Annotated in this window: 17 protein-coding genes; all 17 read right to left on the bottom strand. The window is 38.8% G+C overall.

Features of this window, described 5'->3' with window-relative positions; genetic code table 11:
* Nucleotides 1-10: 10 nt before the first annotated feature.
* The 17 genes from AC4G3N_RS15955 to mdh all read right to left on the bottom strand — a co-directional run bounded on the left by AC4G3N_RS15955 (nt 11) and on the right by mdh (nt 24,426).
* Nucleotides 11-2,344, bottom strand: a complete 2,334-nt coding sequence (locus AC4G3N_RS15955; RefSeq protein ID WP_491090618.1) for a glycosyl hydrolase family 95 catalytic domain-containing protein — start codon at nt 2,342-2,344, stop codon at nt 11-13.
* Nucleotides 2,345-2,397: 53 nt separating this feature from the next.
* Complete coding sequence (locus AC4G3N_RS15960; protein ID WP_491090620.1) at nt 2,398-4,428, bottom strand: beta-galactosidase; 2,031 nt, start codon at nt 4,426-4,428, stop codon at nt 2,398-2,400.
* Entirely contained in the window at nt 4,425-6,737 is a 2,313-nt protein-coding gene (gene yicI, locus AC4G3N_RS15965; protein ID WP_491090622.1) for an alpha-xylosidase, read from the bottom strand. The genes AC4G3N_RS15960 and yicI overlap by 4 nt, the downstream gene beginning before the upstream one ends.
* 570 nt (nt 6,738-7,307) lie before the next feature.
* Nucleotides 7,308-9,236 (bottom strand): threonine--tRNA ligase, encoded by a 1,929-nt coding sequence (gene thrS, locus AC4G3N_RS15970; RefSeq protein WP_491090624.1) that lies wholly within the window; start codon nt 9,234-9,236, stop codon nt 7,308-7,310.
* A 371-nt stretch (nt 9,237-9,607) separates the two neighbouring features.
* Nucleotides 9,608-10,462, bottom strand: a complete 855-nt coding sequence (locus tag AC4G3N_RS15975; RefSeq protein ID WP_254654738.1) for a putative sporulation protein YtxC — start codon at nt 10,460-10,462, stop codon at nt 9,608-9,610.
* A gap of 270 nt (nt 10,463-10,732) precedes the next feature.
* Nucleotides 10,733-11,674, bottom strand: coding sequence for a primosomal protein DnaI (dnaI, locus tag AC4G3N_RS15980; protein ID WP_066108861.1), 942 nt, complete (start codon nt 11,672-11,674; stop codon nt 10,733-10,735).
* Between the two features lie 17 nt (nt 11,675-11,691).
* On the bottom strand, nt 11,692-13,068 hold the full coding sequence (locus AC4G3N_RS15985) for a replication initiation and membrane attachment family protein (protein WP_066108866.1): 1,377 nt from the start codon (nt 13,066-13,068) through the stop codon (nt 11,692-11,694).
* Between the two features lie 72 nt (nt 13,069-13,140).
* Complete coding sequence (gene nrdR / locus AC4G3N_RS15990) at nt 13,141-13,599, bottom strand: transcriptional regulator NrdR (protein ID WP_066108869.1); 459 nt, start codon at nt 13,597-13,599, stop codon at nt 13,141-13,143.
* 248 nt (nt 13,600-13,847) lie between these two features.
* Entirely contained in the window at nt 13,848-14,228 is a 381-nt protein-coding gene (gene speD, locus AC4G3N_RS15995) for an adenosylmethionine decarboxylase (protein WP_066108871.1), read from the bottom strand.
* A 315-nt stretch (nt 14,229-14,543) separates the two neighbouring features.
* Nucleotides 14,544-15,572, bottom strand: a complete 1,029-nt coding sequence (locus tag AC4G3N_RS16000) for a glyceraldehyde-3-phosphate dehydrogenase (protein ID WP_066108875.1) — start codon at nt 15,570-15,572, stop codon at nt 14,544-14,546.
* A 172-nt stretch (nt 15,573-15,744) separates the two neighbouring features.
* Complete coding sequence (gene coaE, locus AC4G3N_RS16005) at nt 15,745-16,341, bottom strand: dephospho-CoA kinase (RefSeq protein ID WP_490551055.1); 597 nt, start codon at nt 16,339-16,341, stop codon at nt 15,745-15,747.
* 16 nt (nt 16,342-16,357) lie between these two features.
* Nucleotides 16,358-16,996, bottom strand: coding sequence for a sporulation membrane protein YtaF (ytaF, locus tag AC4G3N_RS16010; RefSeq protein WP_490551054.1), 639 nt, complete (start codon nt 16,994-16,996; stop codon nt 16,358-16,360).
* Nucleotides 16,997-17,066: 70 nt separating this feature from the next.
* Entirely contained in the window at nt 17,067-17,897 is an 831-nt protein-coding gene (mutM, locus tag AC4G3N_RS16015; protein WP_066108883.1) for a DNA-formamidopyrimidine glycosylase, read from the bottom strand.
* A 21-nt stretch (nt 17,898-17,918) separates the two neighbouring features.
* Nucleotides 17,919-20,546 (bottom strand): DNA polymerase I, encoded by a 2,628-nt coding sequence (polA, locus tag AC4G3N_RS16020; RefSeq protein WP_139892804.1) that lies wholly within the window; start codon nt 20,544-20,546, stop codon nt 17,919-17,921.
* Between the two features lie 278 nt (nt 20,547-20,824).
* Nucleotides 20,825-22,594, bottom strand: coding sequence for a two-component system histidine kinase PnpS (gene pnpS / locus AC4G3N_RS16025; RefSeq protein ID WP_491090629.1), 1,770 nt, complete (start codon nt 22,592-22,594; stop codon nt 20,825-20,827).
* Nucleotides 22,591-23,310 carry a response regulator transcription factor gene (locus tag AC4G3N_RS16030; RefSeq protein ID WP_491090631.1) on the bottom strand — a complete coding sequence of 240 codons (720 nt, stop codon included), beginning with the start codon at nt 23,308-23,310 and terminating at the stop codon, nt 22,591-22,593. Before AC4G3N_RS16030 ends, pnpS begins: the two co-directional genes overlap by 4 nt.
* Before the next feature lie 177 nt (nt 23,311-23,487).
* Nucleotides 23,488-24,426, bottom strand: a complete 939-nt coding sequence (mdh, locus tag AC4G3N_RS16035) for a malate dehydrogenase (RefSeq protein ID WP_066108897.1) — start codon at nt 24,424-24,426, stop codon at nt 23,488-23,490.
* Between the last annotated feature and the right edge of the window lie 62 nt (nt 24,427-24,488).

The following is a 24,488-nucleotide window of genomic DNA, read 5'->3' on the forward strand; positions in this document are numbered from 1 at the left end:
CCGTCCCTCCTTATTCCTTTTGTTTAAATGTAAGTGTAGTATTTTCTCCTGCTTTTAAATTTATTTTCCATGTATCTCTTTGATTATTGTTTAAAAACCAATTTCCTTTTTCTTCTTCAATTGAAAGAGAGATTTCCTGATTTATATCTGAAAGTAAGGTACAGGAAAGAATTCCTTCTTCTAAATCCCACTCCATAGTCGATATCTTCATTCGTTTACGACATAAAATGCCCTCGACTGCTCCCTTTGTTAAGTTCTTAGGGATAGCTGGCAGCAATTCAAGTTTCCCAGGCAATGAAAAAACCAGGAGATTTACCAGAAGCTCAGGAATACATCCATTTACATCAACATTAAACACATTAAAATGGTCATAATGAGCTGTCATTAAACTAGGATAGATAGCTCCGCCAGCTGCCATCATCCGGATAATATCAATCACAACATCTCCCATTCCTAATCTGGCAGCCGATAATCCTGCATGCATACGGCCATGAGACGAGGTATCGGTGTCAGGGTTATATAGCCAATGTTCCATTTTTAGCTCCAATGCCCGTTTGGATGCCTCCCAAAGTTCAGGAGTCTCGGTATCGGAAAATTCATAGCTTTGAAAAAGCGGATATAGGTGAGAAAAATGCCGATGGTTATAGTTATCATCATGATCCCATACAGCCCACTCCTTCAATGCCCCATCCTCATTAATCAGGTACGGCGGCATTTTTTCTATCATTTGCTGCCAATGCGGTATAGATTCTTGATAAATTCCAAGCTCCCTGCAAGCCTCGATTGTATGATTTAAAACCTCTTTCGCTACGGCAATATCCTGAGTACTATTAAACGCGATTCCATTTTCAGCGGAATAAGAGGGATTAAAGACATATATTCCTTCTTCCTCATATAAAAAGTCCTCATAAAAGGCTATGATTTCTAACATAAACGGTAATGCATGTTCTCGTAGGAACTGCTGATTTCCAGTATACAAATAATAGTCATACAGCCAATGAGCAAGCCATCCTCCCCCGCACGTCCAAAAAGCGCCAAAAAACGTATCGCATTCTCGATCTCCCCAGGAAGATTCTCCCCAGTGCAAATGCCTTCCATGGCTTGAAGCCCGAACACCTGAGAGAATGCCTCTACATCCAAAGAGCATCCTGGCATTATAACGAAAATCTTCCATATAAGAATCGAGCAGGGCTGTATATGGGTGAATGCCTTCAAGCATATTACAGCTAAAAACAGAAGCCATGGCCAATTGCAAATTAGTATCTAACGTATAATCAGATGACCAGGAAGGCTCCCATGTTCCCGTCCATATCCCCTGAAGATTTGGCGGACGTACACCGGCACTGCAGATAAACATATATCTTCCTGCATCAAATAATCTCTCTAATAATGCCGGTGGTACACTGGAAGTTTCCTTAACATCCGCCAGTAGTTGATCGGTACTCCAGCCTCTTTTTTCTCCGCCATTTAAATTTAAGGAGACACGGTTAAAGACTTCTGAGTGTTTTACTTGATGGGAATCGAATAATGCTTCATATGTATCGGAAAAACCGGAAAATAAGGACGATACCTCTCTCACCATATCTTCATTGTGTTCGGCGAATGGAATAATTTTCATTAATATCAGTAACTTACTGGCATTCCTTGCTTCAATTGAAGTAGGCGTGCACTGTATCGTTCCATCACAATTTTTTATGTGCACAAAGGTATAGTATCCGCCTTTTCCATGTACGTAATCATGAGTTCCAACTAACACGTCATTAGGGAGGCATTCATATCTAGACTTTATTAAAGGATGATTGTTTTCATCTATGGTTAAACAAGTTAACGGCAGATGTTCATCCATTTTAATACTTAATGCTATAAGCTGATCGGTTCTTGAGGAAAAAAGGCGGCGCTGAAACCTATTTCCATCATTCTCCCATGAAGAACCAATCTCTCCCTTTTCAAAATCTGTATAACGGCAGTATTCACGCAATCCTTCCGTTTGGCTTTGTTCAATATTTAGAAAGAATCCAGGATGGAATGGGTCTGTGTCCACGATTGTATGTCCCAGTTCTTCCCCTTTTTCAATAAAGAATTGATGGGATGCTCTATAACCATCACTCTTGCTGATTCTTCTCACATCTTCTAAATAAAAGGACATATCTGGCATGGTCTGTGGCGAGCCAGTTGGAAGAAATAATTCCGCATGGTTCACAATAATCGTTTCTTTGTGTGGCTGCCCATAATGTATGGCTCCCAGCTCTCCATTTCCACATACATTCGCAAATTCCCATTTATCAGCAGGCTTATCGCTATATGTCCAATGCCTGCTGAAGCCTCTCAATGGTTCACTTCCCACTTTCCTTCACCCCATTCTTACTAAGAAGAGGACAGCTTCCTGTCCTCTCTCCATTAAATCTTAGATAAAATAACAACATCTCTGCCTGAGATTGCTATTGAACCGGAGTATTCCCGTTGATGAATCAAATCAAAATAGGAGTCATCCACCTGAATCATTTCCTCATTTTCATTATGGTTCAATATAAAAATGATCTCTTCACCATTCTTTTCGCGTCTTGATACTTCAACTCCTTTTGGAGCAGTAAGCACCGGCTTCACATTTCGCTCTCTGCATACATTTTCCAGGAAATCACGAAGAAACTCAGGATCCACACTGGATGCAATATAGTAGGCATACCCATTACCATATTGATTCCGAGTAACTGCTGGCATTCCTTTATAAAAATCTTCACCATAGAAAGCTAATGCCTCAGCCCCTTCAAGGTGGAGAAGATCACAAAGCAATGAACATGAATAGGATGGCTGGTATCTATCTTTTTGAGAGGAAGCCATTAAAATATGATTCGTTTTTCCAGGCGGCAGAGCATCAATTTCTTCCACCCAAATCCCAAGTAAATGACGCAAATGGCCTGGATATCCTCCTCCTATGACTAAATCATGTTCATCGACTATGCCGCTGAAAAAAGTAGTGATAAAGAAACCCCCATTTTCAGTAAACGCTTCCGCTTTCTCTTTAAAACCAGCCTTGGTCATATAGAGAACGGGCGCAATGACAACCTCATACGAGTTAAAATCATCATTCTCAGCTATGATATCAACCTGAATATTTTGCTCAAATAACGCATGATAAAATTTCCATACCTCTTGTTCATAATTCAAATCTCTGCTTGGACCACTTGAAAGTTCCACGGCCCACCAGTTATCCCAGTCAAAAACAATCGCGACTTTCGCTTTCACTCTTGAATCGATAATTGTATCCCCAAGTGCAGTCAATTCTTTCCCCAGCTCAGCGCACTCTTTAAATACACGTGTATGTTCGTGTCCGGCATGATCAATTACGGCTCCATGGAATTTTTCACAGGCGCCAATAGAGCGACGAATTTGGAAAAACATCACACTATCTGCTCCATGAGCGACAGCCTGAAGACTTTGTAGGCGCATGACACCAGGCCGCTTTAGGGCATTATATGGCTGCCAATTTGTTACACTCGGTGTTTGTTCCATTAATATAAATGGTTCTCCTTGCTTCAATCCTCGCATTAAATCATGCCGCATTGCTTCCTTACTTACCGGAGATCCCACCTCAGGATAATTATCCCACGAGATAATATCCATATAGTTCGCCCACTTTTGATAATCTAACGGCTTGTATGTTCCCATTAAATTAGTGGTTACCTTTATATCAGGAGTGTATTTTTTGATAATGTCATATTCCAATTTATAGCATTCCAGCATACTATCAGAGTTAAAACGGCGATAATCGAGTGAAATCCCCTGAAAGGCTGTGTAATCTGAGTTTCCTAAATGCTCACTTAAATTATTTGGCAGGACAATTTCATCCCAGTCATAGAATGTATGTCCCCAAAATCGTGTATTCCAGACCCGATTTAATTCATTCAACGTGTTATATTTTCTTCTCAGCCAAACTCGAAATGCCTTTTCACAGTTTTCACAATAACAATCCCCTCCATATTCATTAGAGACATGCCATAGTGTGAGAGCAGGATGGTTTTGATAACGCTTAGCAATTTCCTCTACTAGTCTTGCTGAAAAGTGGCGGTAGGAAGAACTGTTCGAACAAGAATTATGGCGTAATCCAAATTTTCGTTTTCTGCCATCAAAATCCACACGTAACAAATCATTATACTTCCTGGCCATCCAAGCTGGATGAACAGCCGTACTTGTTGCTAAACATGCATAAATCTTATTTTCTGCCAACAAATCCATCACTCTATCAAGCAATGAGAAATCGTATTCATCCTCTTTAGGCTGCAGCATAGCCCAGGCAAATACATTAATTGTCATGATGTCTATATCTGCGAGTCTTGTAATCCGCATATCCTCCTGCCAAATCTCTTCAGGCCATTGTTCAGGATTATAATCTCCGCCATAAACAATTTTTTTAATTTGTTGGTGAATCATAGTTCAATCACTACCCTATTTTCATTTGGATGGATACATACACCCTGTTCTGTTTCTATACTTTCCCCGCCCTTAACAGCTAAGACGCTTTTTCTATTTCGAATGACGAGTGAATATGGTTTGGAAACTCTCTCCCCTTCTACGATTAACGTATTACCTGAGCGGGAAATCGTAATCCTGCACACATTCTCACCATTTTGGTTATAGATATGTGAGTTTACGGTTTTACCTTCTTCCAGTTCAAATAAATGAAAAGTTACTTCCTCTGCATAATCATAAACTGCTGTAGAATCAACAGAGCCTACCGCAATAAGAGAGTTTGGTTTTGCCATTAATGGTAATGTCATATACCCATGTTCCTCCGCCTGCCATGTTCCTCCGTCGACGACCTCATTTGTCAGGAAGTTTGTCCATTTACCCTTTGGCAAATAGTATGTTACTTTTCCATCTTCATTAAAGATTGGAGCAACTAATAGAGAATCTCCTAACATATATTGGCGATCTAAATAATGGCACGATTCATCCTCCATATATTCAAGTATCATAGGCCTCATCATAGGAACACCGGTTTCCGCTGACTCACGTGCCATTCTGTATAAATAAGGCATTAATGAATTTTTTAATTTTGTAAAAGTTCGTGTGACATCCACCGCTTCTTCATCATAGATCCAAGGAACCTTATATTCAGTATTACCATGATAACGGCTGTGAGAGGATAACAAGCCAAATTGAGTCCAACGCTTATACAAATCAGGTGTAGCTCCATGTTCAAAGCCCGCAATATCATGGCTCCAGTAACTAAATCCTGATAAGCCGAAAGACAAGCCCCCTCGTAATGATTCTGCCATTGATGGATAAGTGGACCAGCAATCTCCGCCCCAATGGACAGGGAATTTCTGGCTTCCAACAGAAGCTGATCGGGCAAAGACAGCTGCTTCTCCCTTTCCAAGCTTTCTTTCTAATAACTCATAGACGATTTTGTTATATAAATACGTATAGTAATTATGCATTTTCTGCGGGTCAGAACCATCATGATAGACAACATCCGTAGGAATCCGCTCACCGAAATCTGTTTTAAAGCTATCTACCCCCATATCAATTAAAGCTTCAAGCTTTTCCTCAAACCATTTGCATGCTTCAGGATTGGTGAAATCTACAACCGCCAACCCCGGCTGCCACTTATCCCATTGCCAAACATGTCCATCCTTACGCTTAATGAAATAACCATTTTCCAGTCCCTCTTTAAATAATGGAGATTTCTGTCCGATATATGGATTAATCCACAAACAGATTTTTAACCCTTTATCCTTCAGCCTTTTCAACATGCTATCCGGTTCAGGAAAAACGCGCTTATCCCACTCAAAATTACACCATTCAAATTCCTTCATCCAAAAGCAATCAAAATGAAAAACATCCAATGGAATATCTCTTTCCAGCATTCCATCGATAAAATGATTTACAGTCTCTTCGTCATAATCTGTTGTAAATGACGTACTTAACCATAGACCAAATGTCCATGCCGGTGGTAGGCTTGGCTTCCCTGTTAAAGTTGTATACTTTTCTAGTACATCCTTCATTGTCGATCCATTTATAATAAAATACTCCAGGCTTTCACCTGGTACACTAAATTGTGCTTTAGAGACTTTTTCTGATCCAATCTCAAATGATACTTTCTCTGGATGGTTCACAAAAACTCCATAGCTTTTATTACTTAGATAAAGCGGTATATTTTTATAAGCTTGTTCACTGCTTGTACCGCCATCTTCATTCCATATATCAACCGTTTGTCCATTTTTCACAAACGGTGTAAACCTTTCTCCTAATCCATAGATTAATTCCCCAACATCTAATGTTAATTGTTCTCGCATATAGGGCTCTTTTTTATCAGTCAAAATATAGCTCATCCCCATACTTTGACTGGATACAATTCGTTCATCCCCAGAAAAGAAATCAATATTCCAATCCCCCTTTTTTCTAATAGAAGCCCGCAGATTTCCGCTCTGATACGATATCTCTTCATCCGCTTCCTCTATATAAACGTCTGGATTCTGTTTTGCCAGTTCAAATTCCGGCCCTCTCATCGGTGCTCCAATATGATGAAGCAGTTTGACAGAAATAACATCCTCAAGAGGTGAAGATAACTCAATGGTCATTAACCCTCCGTCCAATGTTTTTCCTCTATGTAGAATTTTTGTAAACGGAGCAAAAATCGATAGTTTATTATCATCTTTTTCCAGATCGTATACTTCCATTGGATAATGAAGCTGATAGCCTTCCTTATCCAGCCAATTCCCATTGCTAAATTTCATATATAATCACCCTTTTCAAAAATTGAGTTGCAGCATACCTCTTAAAAAAAGTAGATCGAAAAATCGAATTTGAGTAATCTGATTAGAATAAGCTCATTGCATATACCTGTTACTAAATCATTAAGTTTTCAGCTGTTCAACAAAATTAATACGCTTACATTTTTTTGTGTCAGCTAGTTCTCTTTCATTTTACAGAGGGAATTTAAGAGTGAACACCCTGTGAATTAAAGAAAAAATCAGGACAAAATTAGATTATTGTTTGTTAATTATCGTAAAAAATTTCACATATAGTACAGAATGGCGAAAAATGCCTAGAGGCTGAGTTTGCAGTAATCTTATTATTATTAGATAGATGTTCATCATGGGGATAAGGATAATGGGGAAAACCAGCTTTTAACCCTCTTTCAAGTTTGCCGGTAAATCATGAAGGTACCTTGAAATTTAAGTATAAAAACGAAGAGCATAGGCGCTCTTCTTTATAGCAAATTATAATATAATCCACCACAAAAGCTGGTTTCTTAATAAAAAGGGCCTATCCAAATTCGGATAGGCCCCTTATCATCTAGAGTTTTATTTCAATTCACCTTTAATCAAAGTCAAGAACTCATCAAATGGCATAGTCTCTGATTTCTGTTCTCCATACTTACGAACGTTAACATTACCATTTTCTTGTTCCTGATCTCCCACCACAAGCATGTAAGGGATTTTTAGCATTTGAGCTTCACGAATCTTATAGCCCATTTTTTCATCGCGTAGGTCTACTTCTACACGTAAACCTGCACGTTGAAGGCTCGCTTCAATTTCTTTTGCATAATCAAGATGAACATCCGGAGATACTGGAATAACCTGAACCTGAACTGGTGCTAACCAAGTAGGGAAAGCTCCTTTGTATTCCTCAATTAAGAACGCAACGAAACGTTCCATAGTTGAAACAACCCCACGGTGAATAACAACTGGGCGATGCTGTTTGCCGTCTTCTCCAACGTACGTAAGGTCAAAACGTTCAGGAAGCAAGAAGTCAAGCTGTACTGTGGAAAGAGTCTCATCTTTTCCAAGCGCTGTTTTAACTTGAACATCCAATTTAGGTCCGTAGAAAGCAGCTTCGCCTTCTGCTTCGAAATAGTCAAGACCCATCTCATCCATTGCTTCTTTCAGCATGGATTGAGCTCTTTCCCACATTGCATCATCATCAAAGTATTTTTCTTTATCCGCCGGATCACGGTAAGAAAGACGGAAGGAATAGTTCTCCATGCCGAAGTCTTTATATACTTCCAGAATCAAAGTAACAACACGTTTGAATTCATCTTTAATTTGGTCAGGACGTACAAATACGTGAGCATCATTTAATGTCATTCCACGTACCCGTTGCAGGCCTGCCAATGCACCGGACATTTCATATCTATGCATCATACCCAATTCAGCAATCCGAATTGGAAGCTCACGATAGCTGTGAATATCATTTTTATAAATCATCATGTGATGCGGGCAGTTCATTGGACGAAGAACCAGCTGTTCATTATCCATATCCATTATTGGGAACATATTTTCCTGATAGTGATCCCAGTGGCCGGAAGTTTTATAGAGGTCAACACTTCCCATGATTGGTGTATACACATGGTCATAGCCAAGCTTTTGTTCCTTATCCACAATATAGCGTTCAATGACGCGGCGAATCGTTGCACCTTTTGGAAGCCATAACGGCAGACCTTGTCCAATTAATTGAGAGTTCATGAATAAATCAAGCTCTTTCCCAATTTTACGGTGATCACGTTCTTTCGCTTCTTCTAACAGACGTAAATGCTCGTCCAAATCTTCTTTCTTGAAGAATGCAGTTCCATACACACGTTGAAGCATTTTATTATCGCTGTCTCCACGCCAGTAGGCACCCGCAATATTCAATAGCTTAAATTCTTTAATTTTGCCAGTTGAAGGTACATGAACACCTCGGCAAAGGTCAAAAAATTCACCTTGTTCATAAATCGTTACAGTTTCCTCTTCAGGAATCGCATCAATCAATTCCAGCTTATACTCATCGCCAATTTCTTCAAATAGACGCTTCGCTTCAGCACGGCTGACTTCTTTACGGACAATATCAATATTCGCATTAATGATTTTCTTCATTTCTTTTTCGATTAAAGGAAGGTCTTCCGGTGTAATGGATTTCTCTAGATCCATATCATAATAGAAGCCGCCTTCAATTACTGGGCCTACACCGAATTTAACATCTTTATAAATACGTTTAACTGCCTGTGCTAATAAATGCGCTGTACTGTGGCGCAATACCTCCAGGGCTTCCGGTTGATCCGGAGTCACAATCTCTACTGACGCATCCTCTGTAATTGGTCGGCGCAAATCATATAATGCTCCGTTTACCTTTCCTGCAATTGCTTTTTTCTTTAATCCAGAACTAATGGAAGAAGCAATTTGCTCAGTTGTAATTCCAGATTCAAATTCCTTTACCGCGCCATCTGGAAATGTAATTTTGATCATTTCAGCCATGTGAGCCACTCCTTTTTCTACATAATAAAAAGCCCGTCCCTGATAAATTAAGGGACGAGCTATTGTATACTAAACAAACCCGCGGTTCCACCCAAATTCCGGTGCTGATGGTTCAGCTTTTCCGGCACTTGTATCTTTTAACGGAGTTCCCGTCAGCCAATAATCACCCAAATATGTTTTCCTGGCTGAAGTTCAAAGGCGGTAAGCATTTCAAGTCTATGAGGAAGCTTGCAGCCACTGGCTTCCCTCTCTGTTCACAGCTTTTTAAAACACTCATGTCCTTATCGTAACCTATCGAATTATAAACTTGTATGTAGGTTATTATAAAAGCTTATGAGGACAAAAGCAAGTCACTTTCTATTCTTTTATCATTATGAACGCTCTTCTACCTTTTTAACCTGTTCATGGAAGTAACTGATTCGGAATAAAAGGATTCTTTCCTCGAAAATTTTCCTCAATGTAGTGATTACACGATTATCCTCATCATCCGCATAAATATGAATTCGTTTCGGTGCTAAGGAAACCAGCGGTGCAATGGTGTTTGAATCAATAAACATAGGATTCTCAGCCATCAATTTACGGTCAATCACTTTAAGAATATCTTGTTTAGAAATTGGCTCAAAATATCGATTATAAAATTGAAATTCTTCATGATAAACTAAATGAATTTCATCAATCTGTGGATTCCGCTCCTCTATCAATCGTCTTAGCACAGAGATAAATTCCTGATAATCCTGCTCAAGCTTATACTCATCAATCGCAAATCCAACTAATGTAACAAGCGATTCATGGATATCCCTTAAACGGAAATTCCATAAGGATCGAAACGAAAAATCAATTCTTTGTTTAACTACTTCCTGCAGGAGATACTTGACTTGTTTTTTTAATTGTTCTGAAAGGTGATGGCTACCGCAGTAGGCAGCTTCACCATCCCACATGAGCAATGCGATTTCTGCAATCTGGCTAATTTCATCTTCATCCTCATATAAAAAGCGTTCCCGAATCACATCCCGAATTTTGCATTCCAGATGATAGGTAGAGAAAAATGTATATAAAGCATCAATGAGTGCGTGACAAAAAATTTCCTCCTGATCCGGGTCCCAAAGAAAGGAGACAGACTTTTGGCCATCCTTATGAACAGAATGAATTGCCTGTCGGATAAAAAAATCGCTGTTCTTAAATCGAACATGCCAATTAGCCTGTTCTTCCTGTGAATCAAAATACATCGTAAGCAACCCTATCCCTCCAGACTATCGGAACTCCTAGTTTTATGTATATGGGACATGGCAACCCTTTAGAATGGATGGATAAAATTAGATGTAAAATAAAAGCATCATGGCAGACTGTACAGAGCCGCTGTACTATTGCCTACATATCATATGAATTCCAGTCAATTTATTTCATGCCAGGTCTGTTAGCTTATTAAGGAATAGTAATATCTAAAAAGAGACAGCCCCTTTTTTGCGAGCTGCCTCTTTGCCAAACCCTTATTCTCTTTAATCTCTGCGATTTTTTCCGTCCATTTCAATTGGCTCCGTTAAATTACGGACTCTCTCCATGATCCTTTTACCTTTAACCAGTTCTTCATCTCCACGCTGAGAATACGTGAAATGGTGTTCCAATTGTTTCATATTAAAATTGGAGGTAAAAAAGGTTGGTAGATTTTCGTGCATTCGGTATTGAAGGATCGGCCCCAGTACATCATCACGCGACCAGGCACTCATCGTTTCAGCTCCAATATCATCAATCATCAAAATAGGAACTTCCTTTAGGGCATCCACCTTTTGGTTATAGGAATTTTCCGCAAATGACCCTTTTAATTCTCTTAAATATTCAGGCCAGTACACAATATGTGATGAGACACCCTCTTCAGATAGTGCGTTTGCAATCGCGCCAAGCAAATAGGTTTTACCTACCCCAAATTCACCGTATAAATAGAGCCCTTTATGACCAGCACCATTTATATATGAGTCAACAAAATTCTTTGCCTTTTCGACTGCCTCCACACGTGCTTCGGTCGTATACTCATCCCAAATCAAATTAGAAAAAGAAGCCTCCACAATTTCTTTTGGTACATGGCTGGCACGGATCAGCTTACGTAATCGATTCTTCTCTTCCTGCCTGCGTTTTTTATGACAGGGTTCATACCGAACATCAATCCGTTTCCCCTGAATAAACAGGTGCGGATGATGACCCTGAAGAAGATTTTTACATTCAGATAAAGAAGGACATTCGTCACATGTCTTCGTTTGAGTGGAGAACTCGTAGAGCTTATTCATGCTTTTTTCAATCATGTCGCTTGTCAGCTGACTGCTATGTTCATTTATAAATAAACGGACATCAGGATCTTTTAAAACAATATTTCTCATTTCATCCAATCTTTGTTGAAAGTTTTCACGCTTCCCGAGCTGATTCAGTGCATCCTGTATATTTTTCATCCTTATACACCTCCTGTTTATTTAGAATTTTCATTTTGCAATTTTTCCTTGAGTTTTCTTACCCGCTCAGCAATTTCGGTGGATTGAGCAACTGGCTCTTTCTTCTTTGTTTCATCCAGCCAGTCAGGAACGATTTCCTTCCTCGCATTACCCGATGTGCGGCGTGTTGATTTATTTGTTTTCGTCTTTTTCTCATTAGCCCAGGTTTGGTATTTCTTATGCTCACTCAAAGCCATTTCATAGGCTTCACGTACGGTGGTGATATTTTTCCTCGCCCAGTGCGAAGCAATTGTCTCCACATAGTTTGATTGCAATTTCATATCTGATTTTAACATGACATAGTGCAGAAGGACATTAACGACTCCAGGAGGAAGCTTTTGATTGACCATGACCTTTTCTACAAGTGCCAGATCATTGTCGGAAGGCATTGCGCCTTGCGAAAGGCTAACTAGAAATTCCAACGGAGAGGTTGTTTCAAAAGTATACAGCAAATGCTCCTCGGGTGTTTTAGGTTCTATGATCGTACGTTCATACTCAGGCTGTTTCTGTTCAATCAATGTCGGCATTTCTTCACCATGATTGATGTGGAAAAACTCCCTTGCACATTTTCTAAGTTCGTCTATATCAATTTCATTATGTTGATTTTGACAGCGTAAAATCAACTTGCTCATATCCATTACATTAATTTTATATAAATACGATAGCATCGCGATGGATTCCATCACATTTGGAGTAAACGCTTTTCTCGATATAAAGCTGTTTTTAGCCGTCGCAAATAATAACTCGAAATCAAATTGCTCCATTAAATTATGGCTATATCCCTGTGGGTCCTTTGAGAAGAATTGCATGTTTTGATCAGTTTCCGAGCTGATGATTTCTTTTGGATTGCGAAATTCAGATGCAAACACCTCATTGAACGATTGTGTTATTTCCTCATAATCATCCGGTATACGTTTATCCGCAAACATCGTGAGCAGCCGTTCGTAATGTCTCTCTTCTAGTTTTTGCTTCAGATAAATAGGCAGCAAATCATCATGGAAAAATTTATCCGGACTTAAAGGACAAAGAATCTCATAAATAAAAACATTACCTTCAGGAGTTGCTTTTTTATATGTTTTTAATAACCCGATTCCTTCAAGCCTTTTTCGGTATTGAAATATCTCATCCAAAGGTAAACCAAGTACATCCATTAACCAACGATGTGTCGTTTGTCTGGAATACATGTTACCTGTATTGACTTCGTTTAATAAGGTCATATACAAAGAAACAGCCAATCCTCCTACAAGTGGCTGATATAAATATTGAATCGATTTATGGTCCATTTCTGATAGCTTTTCTTTATATAGTACAACATATCTGTCTTTAGGATTTACAAACTTCCATGAAAATTGCATTGTCTACAAACCTTTCGTACTTCGGGTTTTTATAGTTGAAAAAAGAGCTAAAGAAACTGTCTTCAGCTCTACTTAATCCTCTTTTTTCATTAATTCTTTCAATTCGTCAATAAAGACATTTATATCCTTAAATTGACGATACACAGAAGCGAAACGGACATAGGCCACTTCATCCAACTCAGCCAGCCTATCCATAACCATTTCACCTATTAAATCACTTTTTATTTCAGAAAATCCTTGATTTCTTATTTCTTTTTCAACATCAGTTGCAATCTCTTCCAGTTCTTTAAGAGCAACATGACGCTTTTCACAAGCTCGGATTAAACCTCTTAGGATTTTTTCTCTGCTATATTCTTCCCGTGCGCCATCTTTTTTTACCACAATTAGCGGAATTTCTTCTACCTTTTCAAATGTAGTAAAACGATAACTACAGGATTCGCATTCTCTTCTTCTACGTATTGAACGTCCTTCATCCGCAGGGCGGGAATCCAGCACTCTTGTCCCATTATGTTGGCACGTTGGACATATCATAGATTAGCACCGTCCTTTTCTATAGTTCTATCTTATTAAAACAAATCGAATAGGACAAGTCTGTTTGCATAAAATGCTATTTTTTATCTATGATACGGCCAATACTATCGGAGAAAAGTAAATAATGGGCAAGTAAAGACGTTTGCCACAAAAAAAAGAGATGCATATGTACTGCACCCCTAAAAGTTAGAGTTTGAATCTAGCTTTTTTGAGTCAACACAAAAGGACATCTCTTAAATATTTTTTATTTATAATGCTTTAGCAAGAACATGGCTGACAGCAACAGGACCCATGCCTCGCGGGATTTCAATGTGTTCCCTAACCTGAGCGTTTAAGGCTTCAGCTATAAAATCAGCAGCCACATTAGGATCTAAGTCACCGCATGTATATACATCAATACTCGCATAACCATGTTCCGGAAAACTATGAATGGTTAAATGTGATTCAGATATAATGACTACTCCGCTTACTCCCTGTGGCGCAAACTTATGGAAGGCTACTTCTCTAACTTCAGCTCCAGATCGTAAAGCAGCGTCCACGAATATTTGTTCAATCTGATTAACATCGTTCAATTTAGATAAATCACAGCCCCATAATTCAGAAATGACATGACGACCTATTGTATGCATGTTCAATTCCCCCTTTAGCATTTAAACGAATTATAATTATCTTCGTTTCTGGCCTTTACTACCACGGGGGAAAGTTAGTCCTGAGAGGTCCTAACCCTTTAAGTAGTACTGCCAGGATGATGAAGTTTACGACATTTAGTATATATGGTTTATATTTCAAAAGCAATCATACAATTCAATATTAGTTAATAATTACCACTAAATGTACATTAATTGTTTTTCTTAGTTTATTCTAGAATATGAATCAAAGAACGGCCTGAACCGCCTTTTTTTTCAGAAAGACAGCCAGACCGTAATAGATATTGTTTATTATTATTAACTTACTTTCACCTTATCCTCCTGAAGAAGGCGTGCCACATGGTTTACTAATTCTACCACTCTGCATGAGTATCCCCACTCATTGTCATACCAGGCAAGCACTTTCACTTTATTTGCACCAATCACCATTGTTGAGAGTGCATCTACAATAGCCGAATGTGGATTCGTATTAAAATCAATCGAAACAAGCGGCTCTGTGCTGTATTGGATAATACCGGCCAATGATCCTTCAGCTGCTGTTTTAAACGCTTGATTGATTTCATTAACAGTAACTTCTCTTTTTAAATCTACTACCAAATCAACTAAAGAGACGTTTGGAGTTGGTACTCTCAACGCAATACCATGGAGTTTTCCTTTTAAATGAGGAAGCACCAGTGAGAGTGCTTTGGCTGCTCCAGTTGTGGTAGGTATGATACTTTGTGCACAGGCACGAGCTCTGCGTAAATCTTTGTGCGGGTTATCGATATTATTTTGATCATTTGTATATGCATGAACGGTTGTCATAAGACCATTGTCAATTCCAAATTGTTCATCGAGTACTTTTACAACAGGAGCGAGACAGTTAGTTGTGCAGGATGCATTAGAAATAACAAGGTGTTTATTGATATCCAATGTATCCTCGTTAACACCCATTACAATCGTGACGTCCTCATTCTTCCCGGGAGCTGTTAAAACGACTCGTTTTGCACCGGCATTTAAATGAAGAGCTGCTTGATCACGATGATTAAATTTCCCAGTTGCTTCGATTACGATATCAATCCCAAGATTTTTCCAAGGCAGGAATTCAGGATTGCGATTATTAAGCAAAAGAACTTTTTTACCATTTATCAATAAATGATCATCCATAGCATGTACATCACCATTAAACGGACCATGATTCGTATCATATTTAATTAAATGTGCTAATGTTTCAGGCGGATAGCTAGCATTAATGGCTACGATTTCAAGATGCTCATCCAATATTGCTTTTCGGAAAACCATTCTGCCAATTCGGCCAAACCCATTGATAGCAACTCTTGCACTCATTTAACTTCCTCCTATATATAAGTTATACTTATTGTAAAAATGATGTAATTAGTATAACACATTGAATAAAATGCTGCATGGTTTAAATACCCAAATTATCCAAATTAAATGGAATTTTATACAAAAAAAGACTATCCCAGGGTCGTTATCCCTCAGATAGCCTTTCTATTGATTATACATTCAATTGTTTAATTAGATCAATGAGTTGCTCTTCCGTCTCAAAAAATTCTCCGTTATTGTCAACAATATAATTGGCCAATTTTTTCTTATCATCAATTGGCATTTGTGCTCGTATTCTCGCAAGTGCTTCTTCCTCAGTAAAATGATCCCGCGCCATTAATCTCTTTAACTGGACCTCGGGCTTTACATACACAAGAATAATACCCTCTACCATATGCGTCAAATTACTTTCAAACAATAGGGGAATGTCCATGAAAACGAGTTCTTTCCCCTGGTGTAACGCTTTCTCCGTTTCTTCCATCATCCATTTCCTGACTGCCGGATGAACAATTCCATTTAACATTTGCCGTTTTTCAGAGTTTGAAAATACGATGGAACCTAATTTTTTTCGGTCTAATGTCCCATCAGGTAAACAAATATCCTGACCAAATACATTTTTAATTTCCTCTAATGCTGGCATACCAGGCTCGACAACTTTTCTTGCTGCGATATCTGCATCAATAACAGGGTAACCCTTGGAAATGAGCCATTTGCTGACGCTGCTCTTTCCACTGGCAATCCCTCCTGTAACTCCGAATATTTTCCCCATAGCATTCCATTCCCTATTAAATTATTTTGGTTAACCCAAGAAAAATAAGTACTAAACCCGGAATAAATGAAAAGACCTTTGCCATAATGGAATCCTGCAGAAATTTTCCCGCTTTTATACCCACAGTCATTAATAAAGCACTCATACCAAAACAGAGAGTCACCTGAATAAACAGGGGATAATGAAGTATACCAGCACCTATTCCAGCTCCAAATCCATCTAATGATAAGGCTAATCCTAGAAAGAAAGCCTCTAACCCAGTAATGGTCCCGGAACGGTCAAAGTCTGCACTTAATGGCTTTTTAAGTATATGAATAACCAGCCCAATAGACTTTATTTCTAATTGGAATAAGGTTCTTTCATCCACATAGGGACAATTATCTTCATTTCGCTTGAAGTAACTTGAAAGTGTCCAAATTCCAAGCACCAGCAAGATAAATCCTCCTAGCTTACCGGTCCAGGAATGTGCCATCAAATGCTCGCTTAACGATCCCATTAACATACCGAATGCTAGGCTTAATGCAGAGCAACCGGCAATGATGATGATGGAGCGAATCGGTATACTTACTTTTCGCATTCCATAGGTTATTCCCACACCGCAACTATCCAGACTCACTGCCAATGCCAATAATACTATTGATGCTATGTGCTCCATTTCATAGGGACTCCTTTCCATAATCAATACCCTACTATATGAAAGGAGCCCATCTTATGTTCATATTCAGTTAGGCTAATGGCTGACATTCAGGACAGTAGATGGTCCCTCTGCCTCCAACAATAATTCTTTCCATGTTTGTTCCGCAAATTTTACAAGGCTGTCCTTTTCTCGAATATGCAAACAGCTCGAGCTGAAACATGCCGATTTGGCCCTGTGAATTCACATAGGATCGTACTGTACTTCCACCTTTTTCAATGGCGGTAGCAAGAGTTTCCTTAATGGATGTATATAGTTTTTCTATTTCCTCTTTTGTCAATGTGGATGCCGGCCGTTCAGGATGGATACCGGAATGGAACAATGCTTCATCCACATAGATATTACCAAGACCTGCAACTACTCTTTGATCCAATAATACCGTTTTTATAAAACGATTTGTCTTACTGAGTGCTGTGCTTAAGTAATCTGGTGTAAATTCATCTGAAAAAGGCTCAGGTCCTACTTTTGAAAGTGGCAATACTTCCAATTCTGTCCCCTTTGTATGCAGATGCATCGTGCCAAACTTACGGACATCTCTGTATCTCAATTCCGTTTGATCCGTAAATTTGAATATAACATGCGTATGCTTATCTGCCGGTTCCGTTTCATCATAAAGACCGTATTTCCCTTCCATCCGTAAATGGGAAACAAGACTGTAATCATCTAAATGGAAAATCAGGAATTTACCTCGCCTCCCAATCTCATGAATGGTTTGCCCTTTTAAAAGCATACGAAACAGTTCAGCATCATCCGGCTCTTTTATAATTTTTGCCCAGCGTATATCCACATCATCAATTGTTTTTCCAAGTACCAAAACTTCGAGGGTCCTTCTGATTGTTTCGACCTCAGGTAATTCAGGCATACCTTTTCACCCCTTTTATTCCTATTTAGCATCATACCAGGTGTTGCCAAAAGAATAGTCCACTTTTAATGGAACCGCTAATTCAATTGCATTTTCCATTTCTTCCGGAACAATTTTCTTTAATATATCCAACTCTTCAGGTGGCGCCTCAAAAATCAATTCATCGTGCACCTGAAGCAGCATTCTAGTCTGTAAATTTTCTTTCTTTAATCTGGCATTCATTCGAATCATCGCCAATTTGATAATATCTGCAGCACTGCCCTGAATTGGTGTATTCATAGCTGTTCTTTCTGCAAAACCACGAACATTGAAGTTCCGATTATTAATTTCAGGTATATATCTTCGGCGCTGCAATAAAGTACTTACATATCCATTTTCCTTCGCCTCTTCTACAATATCCTTCATGTATTGCTGAACACCAGGGAAGCTCTCTAAATAGCGATCAATAAAGATTCCAGCTTCTTTTCTGGTAATTCCAAGACTTTGCGATAGTCCATAATCACTGATACCATACACAATTCCAAAGTTCACCGCTTTAGCCTGTCTTCTCATATTTGATGTCACCTGATCAGCATCCACATGAAATACATCCATAGCCGTTCTTGTGTGGATGTCCATATCTGAGTTAAAGGCATCTATCAGGTTTTCATCTCCCGCTATATGGGCCAGAACACGCAGTTCAATTTGAGAATAATCAGCCGCAAAAATGACCCAGCCTTCTTCAGATGGAACGAAAGCCTGTCTGATTTTTTTGCCTTCTTCAAGTCTGATCGGAATATTTTGCAGGTTAGGGTCTGTTGAACTAAGTCGTCCAGTTTGAGTTAATGCCTGATTGAACCTCGTATGAACCTTCTGATCATCATGTATAACTTTTAAAAGTCCCTCAATATAGGTTGATTGCAATTTCCCCAGCTGTCTATAATGAAGAATTTCCCGGACAATACTATGCTTGCTCTCTAATTTTTCAAGTATATCTGCTGATGTGGAATAGCCTGTCTTCGTCTTTTTAATAATAGGTAAATTTAATTTTTCAAACAGGATAACTCCAAGCTGCTTCGGTGAATTAATATTAAAGGATTCACCGGCCATTTCATAAATTTTAGCTTCGATGTCCTTTAATCTGCCTGCAAGTTCAGCTCCCATTTCTTTCAAACGGTTCTCATCGACCTTCACACCCGTAATTTCCATTTCAGCCAGGATAAGAGCAAGCGGCAGTTCTAGATCCTGCAGCAATCCTATTTGATTGAATTCCTCCAGCTGTCTTTCCAGGCTTTCCTTAATCAGTGTTAACGATAAAGCTTTCCGGGCAATATGCTCACCCAATTCAGCAACCGGCGGAATTGAACGTTTCGCTCCTTTTCCATAAAAACTCTCATCTGTTTGAATATGTCCGGCATTATGTTTTTTAGCAAGATCCGCCATATCAACATCCGGTTCAGCTGGATTTAAAACATAGGATGCCAGATAAACATCAAATTCAATTCCTTTTAAAGCAATCCCATCATGGCTTAATGCCACAATACTTTGTTTGGCATCATACACTGTTTTTTTATATTCAGGATTCTCTGCCCACTCTTTGAAAAGAGGGGATCCTGCAGCCTTGTCCTTATCGATAAAGAATGTTCCATTTTCATTTGAAATAGCTATGCCAATTACTTTTGCAGTATGATAATTCGGATCAAGCAGTTCTAGATAGAGTGAGGACTCTGCTGTCAGCATATCTTCCGTCACTTCTTCCACTGCCTTATAGTCAATCTCTTCAAGGACGGCCATCTCTTCTTTTGCAGCTGGTTCCATTTTTTCAATTAAGGTTGCAAATCCAAGCTCCCTATAGATAGACAGCAGCTTTTCCTGGTCTGCACCCGCATAATCAATTGATTCAAGCTCTACCTCAATTGGAGCATTTGTTTCAATTGTTGCCAACTGCTTACTTAAAATAGCTTGGTCCTTGAATTCTTCCACTTTTTCTTTTAGTTTTTTTCCGCTGATTTCATCAGGGGAAGCCACTACCTTCTCAACTGTTCCAAATTGATTCAACAATTTTAAGGCAGTTTTCTCACCTACACCCGGGATTCCAGGAATATTATCTGAAGCATCCCCCATTAATCCTTTTAAATCAATGATTTGATTCGGCGTTAAGTTATACTTTTCACGAATATGCTCCGGTGTATAATCCTCCATATCCGTAATCCCTTTACGGGTAATACGTACAGTCGTTTTATCCGTAGCAAGCTGGGTTAAATCTTTATCGCCGGAGATAATTTGTACTTCATAATCCCCTTTTTCAGCTTCAAGAGCAAGTGTTCCGATAATATCGTCGGCTTCATAATTCGTTAACTCATAGCGAGAGATTCCGTATGCATCCAGTAATTCTCGAATAAAAGGAAATTGCTCTGATAATTCAGGTGGCGTCTTTTGACGTCCGCCTTTGTATTCTTTATATGTACTGTGTCTGAACGTTGTTTTCCCGGCATCAAAAGCAACTAATATATGAGTAGGATTTTCCTCTGAAATGATTTTGTTGAGCATCATCGCAAAACCATAGATGGCATTTGTGTGTACACCCTTCTCGTTATTCAGTAATGGCAATGCAAAAAACGCCCGATAGGCAATGCTGTTTCCATCGATTAAAATCAATTTTTTCTTCATGGTTACCTCCAGTATCCATATATATATTTTCATTAACATATAGCATAATTTAAATACGGCCACCGAATCATTCATCATAACAGGTGTGCCTTATAAATGCTTTTATCAGGATTTGAGACATTTTACTGATTCAGGCCTGATAAAAACCGTCACTTCACTTATCCACTCTATTTTATCATGACTAGAGTTTGAAAGAAAAATGACGGTTCAGTTCTATTTATTCAATTACACCGGTTTGGATTTGTCATAGGACTCTTTTAAGCTGGAAGTCATCAGGCCTATGTATGCTTGGCCTGGTATTTAGGAAGTATGATTGTAAAAGTGGTTCCTACATTCTTTTGGCTTTCTACCGTTATTTCTCCCTCATGTGCCTCCATAATATGCTTAGCTATTGCAAGTCCCAATCCCGTTCCTCCTGATTCCCGGCTACGGTCTTTATCCACTCGATAAAATCTTTCAAATATACGAGGAAACTCCTTTTCCTCTATGCCAATTCCGGTATCCTCGATAGCAATATAAATTTTATCAGATTCTTCTTTTGCAGTTATTTGTACTTTCCCATATGACGGGGTATAGGAAATCGCGTTACTAACAAGATTAAGGCATACTTGTTTAAGCCTGAATGTATCTGCTTCACACATAATAGGCTTTTTAAAATCCTGGATCTCGAACTGAATATGTTTCTTCGATGCTTTTTTCTCAAGCATGGCATACGTATCGGATAAAACAGGAACAATATCAATTTCCTGTATATCGAGCCGGAAGCCTTGTTGCTCCACTTTTGAAAGCTCCAGTAATTCCTTTATTAAAGCCTGCAGCCTGTCGCTTTCCTTTAAAATAATAGATAAGAAGTGCTCTAATGCCTGCGGATCATGCATGGCTCCATCAAGGAGCGTTTCCGAAAATCCCTTAATAGATGTAACCGGTGTATTCAGTTCATGAGACACATTGGCAACAAATTGTTTCCTTACTGACTCTAATTTCTTTAGCTCAGTGATATCATGGAAAACAAGTAGAATACCCTTCCATTCTCCCTTAGGTCCCATAATTGGTGCACCGTATACCTCAAAATTCTTCCGCTCAATTCCAATCGTCAATACGATTTGTTTCTTTAATTTTTGTTCAGCCATAAAGATTTCTTCAATAATCGCATTAATTTCTTCATGTTTGATCACTTTATAATAGAGTTCAGATAAATATTCTTCTTCCTCTACCTTGAAAAGATCAATATAGGCATGGTTAATCATACTGATAAACCCTTTATCATCGATTAATAACAGGGCGCTACCCATATTTTCAATCAGTGTACTCAATCTGTCTTTTTGGATTTCATGAGCAATTTTCATTTCCTGCAAATTTCGGGCAACAGTATTAATAGAATGATTAAGAATTCCATTTTCATTATTTCTACCGACATAAGAACGGGCCCGATAGTTACCTCTCGTTAATTCCAGAGCAGCTTTTGTAGCACTTTCTATAGGAATCGCAAACTTCTTGATTAACTGAAATACAAACAGGACGATCATCACACAGGCGAATCCCAAACAGCCCAAGAGTATAAACCATACTTTTGTATATAGAGAGGAATCTTCATTTGAAACCAATATGAAATGGCCTGTTTCCCCAGTATCCAACGAATAATCGTCCATATAGTAATAGGATGGCCCTGTTCTGATATCGGATTTCTTTCCTATTTGCTTGTCCGTTCTTATATCTCCCATATATTCTGTAAGGGATGCTGAATCATCCCAGTTTTTCCAGCCCGAAGGCTTGTCTGTTTTATACAGGATACGCCCTTCCTTATTCATGATTAGAAAGGATGAGCGCAAATGATTGTTCAACTTATTAGACTTCATCTCTAAATCATTGCCGTTATCAGCATCACCCAGGTATAGAGTTACCAATTGCCCTTCTTCCTTAAGGTGATTCATTACAGACTTATCATAATAATAAAGAAGTAATTTCCCAATTAACAAACCAAAGCATAGAAGTATAATAATAGTGATGGCTGCTATCTCTGCAGTTAATTTAAGCTTGAACTTTTTCATTGCCTTGGTTCCTCAAGTTTATATCCCAACCCGCGTACGGTTTTAATATAATCAGGCTTTTTCGTATCTTGTTCAATTTTTTCACGCAAGTGACTAATATGGACATCGACAATTCGAGTATCTCCGGCAAAATCATAGTTCCATATCACATTAAGGAGCTGATCTCTTGTCAGAACTCTGGATTTATTCCTCGCAAGATACTCTAACAGCTCAAATTCCTTCGGAGTTAGCTCAAGTAACTCCTCTCTCATATATGCTTCATATCTGTCCGGATATATTTGTAACTCTCCAATTCTCAAATTGCTTGTTTCTTGTTTTTCTAAAGAAGTATCCTGCCCGAAATTTCCCATCCCAGCTCTCCTAAGAAGAGCCTTCACTCTCGCCACAACTTCTCTCGGGCTAAATGGCTTTGTCATATAATCATCTGCTCCCAATTCTAGCCCAAGCACTTTATCAAATTCCTCATCCTTTGCTGTTAACATAAGAATTGGAGTCATATTTTTATTTTGTCTCAAGATTTTACATACCTCAATGCCATCCAGTTTAGGCAGCATCAAATCTAGAATAATGATATCTGGTGACTCAGCTATAGCCATTCTTTTACCTGTCTCACCATCCATTGCTTTAATAACCTGATAGCCGGCTTGTTCCAGATTATAGGTTAGTAAGGTAATAATTGATTGTTCATCTTCCACTACAAGGACTTTTTTACTCATTGGCCCCTCCTGCTATTTTTTCACTATACTAACCATTATATATGAACATACGCTTTTGGGTAGTCTAGGATACGTCGCTAACCGATTGCATTATTTGGGATACCCCCATATAGTCTCTCCTGGAAAATGCAAAAAAAAATCGGAAAGTAATACTCTCCGATTTATATAATAAGACTATTAAGCAAGTACAGACATAACGTTTCGAACTGCTTCAGCAGATTGATCCAATGCTGCTTTTTCTTCATCAAGTAATTCAAGCTCAATTACTTTCTCTATGCCATTTGCCCCCAAAATAGTTGGAACACCTAAGTATATTCCGCTATATCCATATTCACCTTCCAAATAGGCTATTGCAGGAATCACTCTCCGCTGATCCTTTAATACAGCTTCTGCCATTTCTACAAGTGAAGCAGCAGGGGCATAATATGCACTTCCATTACCAAGAAGACTAACAATTTCTCCGCCGCCTTTTCTCGTCCGTTCGACTATTTGCTCTAGACGTTCCTTTGGCAGAAGAGCTTCTAAAGGAATGCCGCCAGCATATGAATATCGAACAAGTGGTACCATATCATCGCCGTGTCCACCCAACACAAAACCTGTTATATCCTTAACTGACAAATTTAATTCCTGAGCGATAAATGTACGGAATCTAGCCGTATCCAATACACCCGATTGACCGATCACACGATTTTTGGGGAATCCGGTTTCCTTAAATACCGTATAGGTCATTGCATCAACTGGATTAGTAAGAACAATAATATAACTGTCAGGAGAATATTTTACAATCTCTTTAGCTACTGAGCGCATAATGTTTTGGTTCGTTTGAACTAGATCATCCCGGCTCATCCCTGGCTTACGCGCAATTCCTGCAGTAATAATAACCAGATCAGAATCCTTTGTATCCTCGTAATTTGATGTTCCAGTAATGGATGCATCAAATCCCATTACAGGGCCTGCTTCTGCCATATCTAAAGCTTTGCCCTTTGTGGGATTTTCCAATTGCGGAATATCAACCAACACTACATCCCCAAGTTCTTTTTGAGCTAAAAGAAACGCGGTCGTTGCTCCTGTAAAACCACTGCCAATGACAGATATTTTTTTTCGGTTAAATACCATTCGAATTTACCCCCAGTTTTTAAAAGGGGTAACCTTTTTCGAGATTACCCCTTTCGTGAATT

This window comes from Bacillus sp. z50 (assembly GCF_058313585.1).

Excerpts from the sequence above, each read along its gene's own strand:
- mdh (WP_066108897.1), bottom strand. The coding sequence starts at position 24,426 with ATGGTATTTAACCGAAAAAAAATATCTGTCATTGGCAGTGGTTTTACA.
- pnpS (WP_491090629.1), bottom strand. The coding sequence starts at position 22,594 with ATGAAAAAGTTCAAGCTTAAATTAACTGCAGAGATAGCAGCCATCACT.
- thrS (WP_491090624.1), bottom strand. The coding sequence starts at position 9,236 with ATGGCTGAAATGATCAAAATTACATTTCCAGATGGCGCGGTAAAGGAA.
- yicI (WP_491090622.1), bottom strand. The coding sequence starts at position 6,737 with ATGAAATTTAGCAATGGGAATTGGCTGGATAAGGAAGGCTATCAGCTT.
- polA (WP_139892804.1), bottom strand. The coding sequence starts at position 20,546 with ATGAAGAAAAAATTGATTTTAATCGATGGAAACAGCATTGCCTATCGG.
- mutM (WP_066108883.1), bottom strand. The coding sequence starts at position 17,897 with ATGCCTGAATTACCTGAGGTCGAAACAATCAGAAGGACCCTCGAAGTT.
- coaE (WP_490551055.1), bottom strand. The coding sequence starts at position 16,341 with ATGGGGAAAATATTCGGAGTTACAGGAGGGATTGCCAGTGGAAAGAGC.
- AC4G3N_RS15975 (WP_254654738.1), bottom strand. The coding sequence starts at position 10,462 with ATGTATTTTGATTCACAGGAAGAACAGGCTAATTGGCATGTTCGATTT.
- AC4G3N_RS16000 (WP_066108875.1), bottom strand. The coding sequence starts at position 15,572 with ATGAGTGCAAGAGTTGCTATCAATGGGTTTGGCCGAATTGGCAGAATG.
- nrdR (WP_066108869.1), bottom strand. The coding sequence starts at position 13,599 with ATGATATGTCCAACGTGCCAACATAATGGGACAAGAGTGCTGGATTCC.
- ytaF (WP_490551054.1), bottom strand. The coding sequence starts at position 16,996 with ATGGAGCACATAGCATCAATAGTATTATTGGCATTGGCAGTGAGTCTG.
- dnaI (WP_066108861.1), bottom strand. The coding sequence starts at position 11,674 with ATGAAAAATATACAGGATGCACTGAATCAGCTCGGGAAGCGTGAAAAC.
- AC4G3N_RS15960 (WP_491090620.1), bottom strand. The coding sequence starts at position 4,428 with ATGATTCACCAACAAATTAAAAAAATTGTTTATGGCGGAGATTATAAT.
- AC4G3N_RS15985 (WP_066108866.1), bottom strand. The coding sequence starts at position 13,068 with ATGCAATTTTCATGGAAGTTTGTAAATCCTAAAGACAGATATGTTGTA.
- speD (WP_066108871.1), bottom strand. The coding sequence starts at position 14,228 with ATGCATACAATAGGTCGTCATGTCATTTCTGAATTATGGGGCTGTGAT.
- AC4G3N_RS16030 (WP_491090631.1), bottom strand. The coding sequence starts at position 23,310 with ATGAGTAAAAAAGTCCTTGTAGTGGAAGATGAACAATCAATTATTACC.